We start from the raw sequence: 6,000 nt of genomic DNA on the forward strand, positions 1-6,000 counted from the left end.
ATGGCGTCCGGGCGCAGGTCGGCCTGCTGCTCGAAGAGGTCGTGGATGCGGACGTCCGGGTAGCCCCCGGCCGTGGTGTTCCACTCCACCAGCACCTGCTGACGCTCGGCCGGTGAGAGCAGGGACACGTCCGCCAGCCGGGCCGCGGGCGCGGTCAGCGACACCAGCGCCTGGGTCCAGTGGACCAGCACGCGACGGATCGACTCCAGCGAGAAGCGGTGCGAGTCGTACGCCAGATGCATCTGGGTCCGGTTGCCCGGCATCACCGACGCCGTGAGGGCGTAGTGGCTGCTCTCCCCGGACTGGAGGTCGCGGATGTCGAGCGCCGTGGAGCGCTTCAACAGGGACTCATCGAGGGGGAAGTTCTCGAACACGAGCAGCGAGTTGAAGAGCGGCGAGCCTCGCGGCATGTCGCTCCAGCCCATCGCGGTGACCAGCGGCGTGTGCTGGTGCTGCTGGATGCCCAGTTGCTGCGCCTGGAGCGACTGGAGCCAGGGCAGGACGGGGGCGTGCTCCTCGGGCAGCCGGATGCGGACCGGCAGCGTGGTGATGAGCAGACCCAGCATCGCGTCCGAGCCCTCCAGCTCCGGAGGACGGCCCGCCAGCGTGGTGCCGAAGAGGACGTCCTGCGTGCCGGCGTAGCGCGCGAGCACCAGGGCCCACGCGGCCTGCGCCAGGGTGTTGAGCGTCAACTGGTGCTGACGCACGAACGCCTGGAGCGCCGTGGTGGTCTCCGGCGGCAGGAAGTGCCAGTGGCTGCTCAGGTGCGTGGACTCGCCGGCCTGCGCGACCGTGGCCGGCTGTTCGGCGGGCAGGGGCGTGGGGGCGGTGAGGCCGGCGAGCTGTCCGCGCCAGAAGGCCTCGTCCGCGGCGACGTCGGTCTTCTGCAACCACGCGATGTAGTCCCGGAACGGAGGCCGCGTGGACGGAGGCGGCGTCCTGCCCGCATGGAAGGCGTCGTAGAGGGCGAAGACCTCCTGGAAGAACAGGCCGGAGCTCCAGCCGTCCAGCAGCAGGTGGTGGTGGCTCCAGATGAAGCGCCAGTGCGTGTCCGACAGGCGCACGCCCAGCATGCGCATCAGCGGGGCCCGCGCCACGTCGAAGCCGCGCGTGCGCTCGGCTTCCTTCAACTGCGTCAGCCGGAGCTGCTGCTCCTCCGGCGACAGGTGACGCAGGTCCTGCTGCTCGAAGGGCAGCAGCGCATGCGCGTGCACCACCTGGAGGGGCGCCTCCAGGTCCTTCCACACGAAGCTCGTGCGCAGGACGGGGTTGCGGTCCACCACCGCCTGCCACGTCTTGCGGAACATCTCGATGTCCACGGCCGAGTGGATCGACCAGGAGCGCTGCTCGAAATAGAAGGCACCGTCCGGCTCGTAGATCGAGTGGAACAACATGCCCTGTTGCAGCGCGGAGAGCGGGTAGAGGTCCTCGATGCCGGCCCCCTGCGAGGCCATCAGCCCGTCCAGCGCGGGCTGGGTGATGCGTGCCAGCGGGAAGTCGCCCGGCGTCCTGCGGCGCGAGTCCTCCGAGTGCCGCTGCGCGATGAGCGTGCGCAGGGACGCGAGGAAGCGCTGCGCCAGCGTCTCGATGGTGGAGGCGTGGTGCAGGTGGTGGCTGTAGCCGAAGCCCATCCGCAGCTGTCCTCCCTGCACCGAGCCCGTGACGAGCAGCACGTGCGGCCGCAGCGACTGGGGGGCCACCGACGTGCCGATGGACTCGTCGCTCAGGGAGAAGAGGGTGCTGGCGGCGGACGCGCCGTCGAGCTGGCCCAGGTAGTTGAAGGACACCTGCGCCTGGGGGAAGGCCGCCATCCGCTCGCGGACCTCGCGAGGCCCCATGAAGCGCAAGAGCCCGTAGCCGATGCCGTGGTCGGTCCACTGGCTCAGCGAATCGCGCACCGCGCGCAGGCTGTCACCGTGGGTGCCGCTCGTGGGCAGCCGCAGCAGCGCGGGCGTCACGGACGTGAACCAGCCCACGGTGCGGGACACATCCGCGTCCGCGAACAGCTCCTCGCGGCCATGGCCTTCCAGGTCGACGAGCGCGCGTGACTGACCGGTCCACTCGCGCAGGGCCAGGGCCAGGGCCGTCAGCAGCACGTCGTTGATCTGCGCGCGCCAGCCGGCCGGCGTCTCCTGGAGGAGCAGCCGGGTCTCTTCCGCGTTCAGGTCGACGAAGAGGGAGCGCTGCGACTCATGGGTGTTGGGGCCCGACGCGTCAACGGGCAACGGGGCCACGTCCTTGCGCGCGTCGTCCAGCCAGAGCGCCGTCTGCGCGTTCAGGGCGTCGGAGAGGGCGTGGTTGCCCAGCCGGCGCGCCCAGGACAGGAAGGACGTCGTCTTGCCGGGAAGCACGGGGGGACGCTTCGCGAGCAGCTGGAGATACGCGGCCTCCAGGTCCTCGACGAGCACGCGCCACGACACCGCGTCCACCACCAGGTGGTGGATGACGATCAACAGGCGCTGATCCTCCTGCGGCCCGAAGTGGAAGAGGGCGGCGCGCACCAGCGGCGGCCGGGCGAGGTCGAAGCCGGCCTGGAGGCGGTTCGCCTGCTCCTCCATGACGCCGGGACGGGCCTCCGGCGGGAGCGCGGACAGGTCCACCTGGAGCAACTGGAACGGCGAGTCCTCGGGCGAGGCGTTGCGCTGGCGCCAGGACGCGTCCTCGCGGGTGAAGCGCAGGCGCAGGGCGTCGTGGTGGGAGATGAGCAACTGGAGCGCCTGCTCCAGGTACGCCGCCTGGAGGGGCTGACGGGCCCGCAGCAGCAGCGGCTGGTTGGCGTGGTGGGCGTGTTCGGGGTCGCGCTCCAGCAGCTCCAACTGGATGGGCGTGAGGGGCACCTCGCCCACCACGGGTCCCTGCTCCGCGAGGCTGCCCGCGCTGACCCGGGCCTTGGTGGCCAGGGCCCCCAGCGTGGGGTTCTGGAAGATGTCGCGCACGGAGAACTGCACGCCGGCCTGACGGGCGCGCGCGATGACCTGGAGGCTGATGATGGAGTCGCCGCCCAGCTCGAAGAAGTTGTCGTCCACACCCACGCGCTCGACGCGCAGCACCTGGGCCCAGACCGTGGCCAGCCGCTGCTCCATCTCCGTGCGGGGGGCGACGTACTCGCGCTTCGTGGTGCGCAGGCCCTCCGGGGCCGGCAGCGCCTTGCGGTCCACCTTCGCGTTCGCCGTCAGGGGCAGGGCCGCGAGCGGCACGAACGCCGAGGGCAGCATGTACTCCGGCAGCCGCTGCAGCAGGAACTTGCGCAGCTCCACCGGGTCCAGGTCCTGGTTCGCGACGAAGTAGGCGACGAGCCGCTTGTCGCCGGGCACGTCCTCGCGCACGACGGCCACGGCCTCGCGGATCTCCGCATGAGCGCGCAGGGCGGCTTCCACTTCCGCCAGCTCGATGCGGTAGCCACGCACCTTCACCTGGTTGTCCGCGCGACCCAGGAACTCCATCACCCCGTCCGGCTTCCAGCGCGCCAGGTCTCCGGTGCGGTAGAGGCGCTCGCCCGGCGTGGTGGCGAAGGGATTCGGGACGAAGCGCTCGGCGGTCAGGTTCGGACGCGACAGGTAGCCGCGCGCGAGGCCATCACCACCGATGAACAGCTCACCGGGGACCCCGGCCGGCACCGGCTGCCCGTGGGCATCCAGCACGAAGAGCTGCGTGTCCGCGATGGGCCGGCCAATGGGGATGCTCTTCCCCACCTGGGCCGCGTTCGTCATCCGGTGCGTGGAGGCGAAGAGGGTGGTCTCCGTCGGGCCGTAGCAGGCGGTGACGGGGATGCCCAGCTCCTGCACCACGCGACGCACGTGCGGCGCGGAGACGACGTCGCCGCCCGTGAGCATCTGCCGCACGCCCTTGAGCGCTTCGGCCTTGAGGTCCACGACCTGCGCGAAGAGTCCCGCGGTCAGGTGCAGCGTGGTGATGCGGTGGTGCTGGAGGACGTGCGCCAGCAGGTCCAGGTCCGACGGAGAACGGGGCGGGAAGACGACGAGGCGACCGCCAAAGAGCAGCGGTCCCCAGACCTCCAGCGTGGAGGCGTCGAAGGAGATGGGCGCGATGAGGAGGAACGTCTCATCCGGGCCCAGGTGCGCGTAGGGCGCGTTGTGCAAGAGGCGCAGCACGCCCCGGTGTTCCACCGCCACGCCCTTGGGACGGCCGGTGCTTCCGGACGTGAAGTCCACGTACGCCAGGTGGCGCGAATGCGTTCCCGCGTGCACGGGCGACGTGGGCTGTTCGTCCAACCGCAGCTCCTCCACGAAGAGGGAGGGCAGGGCGTCATCCACGGGCAGGCCCACGCGGACCGCGCGCGTGGTGAGCAGCAGCCTGGGCGGCGCGTCCTCCAGCATCGCGGCCAGACGCTGCGCCGGGTATGAGGCATCCAGCGGCAGGTACGCGCCACCGGCCTTGAGGATGGCGAGCAGGGCGACGATCAGCTCGACGGAGCGATCCAGGCACACCGCCACCAGGACGTCCGGGCCCACGCCGTGCTGGCGCAAGAGGTGCGCCCACTGGTTGGTGCGCGCATCCAGCTCCGCGTACGTCAGGCGCGTGTCCCCGAACTCCAGGGCGATGGCGTCCGGGCGCTTCGCGGCCTGCGCCACGAAGAGGTCCTGGATGCACGCCTCGCGCGGGTACTCGCCCCGGGTGGCGTTCCAGTCGACGAGGATCTGCTGGCGCTCGGCCGGGTTCAGCAGCGGCAGGTGCGCGAGCGGGACGTCCGGTGCCGCGACGGCCTCGCGGGCAATGCCGATGAGGTGCTCCGCCATCCGCACGATGGTGGCTTCGTCGTAGAGCGCGGTGGAGTACTCGAAGCGGCAGGACAGGCCGGTGCGGTGCTCCCAGACCTCCAGGCCCAGGTCGAACTTGGCCGCGTCCATGGGCACTTCGACCGGGCTCAGCTCCAGCGACGGCAACTGGGCCTTGGCCTCCGGCGTGTTGAGCACGTTCAGGATGGCCTGGAACAGCGGCGTGCGGCTCAGGTCGCGCGGCAACTGAAGCGTGTCGAGGATCTTCTCGAACGGCGCGTCCTGGCGCGCGTAGGCCTCCAGCGCCTGCGTGCGCACGCGGACCAGCAGCTCGTTGAACGACGGCGAACCCTCCAGCTTCGAGCGGAAGGCGAGGGTGTTGAGGAAGCAGCCCAGCAGGCCTTCCACCTCGGGACGCGTGCGGCCGGCGATGGGCGTGCCCACCACGAAGTCAGCCTGACCCGAGTAGCGCGACAACAGCGTCTGGAAGAGCGCCATCATCACCATGAACGACGTGGCGCCCTGACGGCGGCTGAGCGCCAGCAGCGGTTCGGCCACGTCGGCTGGGAACTGGAAGCGGTACACCGAGCCCGCGAAGGACTGCACGGCCGGACGCGGCCGATCCGTGGGCATCTCCAGCGCGGGCGCGCCCATCAGGCGCTGCTTCCACCAGGAGACCTGCTCCTCCAGCACGCCGCCTTCCAGCCAGTCGCGCTGCCACACCGCGTAGTCCGCGTATTGGATGGGCAGCGGAGGCAGCGGCGATTCCATGCCCGCGCTGATCGTCGCGTAGAGCACCGTCAGCTCGCGCGCGAGCACCATGGTGCACCACGCGTCGGACACCGAGTGGTGCAGCACCATCGCCAGCACGTGCACCTTCGGCTCCACGCGCAACAGCGTGGCGCGGATCACGACCTTCTCCAGGTCGAAGGGGAGCAAGGCGTGCTCCTGGCACATGCGGATCAGCTCCGCCTGACGGGCCTCGGGCGTGTCGCCGGGCACGTCCACCATCGGCAGGGGCAACCCCCGCGCGGGGTGGATGACCTGCACCGCGGAGTCACCCGCGAGCGAGTACGTGGTGCGCAGCACTTCGTGCCGGGCCACCAGCGCGTTCAGCGCGGCCTGGAGCGCGTTGATGTCCAGCTCGCCGGTGAGGCGGAACGTGGTCGCGTTGTTGTACGCGCCGCTCGAAGGATCCAACTGCTGGAGGTACCAGAGGCGCTGCTGCGCGAAGGACAGCGGCAGCGGCCGGTCCCTGGGCACC

Annotated in this window: 1 protein-coding gene (running past one end of the window); it reads right to left on the bottom strand. The window is 70.8% G+C overall.

Translation table 11 applies throughout. The annotated features are described in order from the left end of the window. On the bottom strand, positions 1-6,000 hold part of the coding region annotated (locus tag D7X74_RS04485; RefSeq protein ID WP_147446468.1) for a non-ribosomal peptide synthetase (this coding region is incomplete at its 5' end). Its footprint begins 26,116 nt before the window's first position; 6,000 of 32,116 annotated nt are visible.

The sequence above is a fragment of the Corallococcus sp. CA047B genome, from assembly GCF_003612065.1.
Classification (GTDB): Bacteria; Myxococcota; Myxococcia; order Myxococcales; family Myxococcaceae; genus Corallococcus; species Corallococcus praedator.